The organism is Neisseria sp. P0009.S008, assembly GCF_051958615.1.
GTDB classification, from domain to species: domain Bacteria; phylum Pseudomonadota; class Gammaproteobacteria; order Burkholderiales; family Neisseriaceae; genus Neisseria; species Neisseria subflava.
The window spans coordinates 1-236 of the sequence record NZ_JBQCVG010000106.1 but is presented as its reverse complement, the minus strand read 5'-3'; the positions used below and the strand labels follow the sequence as shown (position 1 = coordinate 236).

Annotated in this window: 1 rRNA gene; it reads left to right on the top strand. The window is 46.2% G+C overall.

From position 1 onward, the window contains the following. Positions 1–236, top strand: a 16S ribosomal RNA gene (locus ACTHSQ_RS11470); the annotation flags it as partial.

Here is a 236-nt window from a genome sequence, read left to right as displayed (position 1 = left end):
GCGTTATCCGGATTCACTGGGTTTAAAGGGAGCGTAGGTGGGTTGGTAAGTCAGTGGTGAAATCTCCGAGCTTAACTTGGAAACTGCCATTGATACTATCAGTCTTGAATATTGTGGAGGTCAGCGGAATATGTCATGTAGCGGTGAAATGCTTAGATATGACATAGAACACCAATTGCGAAGGCAGCTGGCTACGCATATATTGACACTGAGGCTCGAAAGCGTGGGGATCAAAC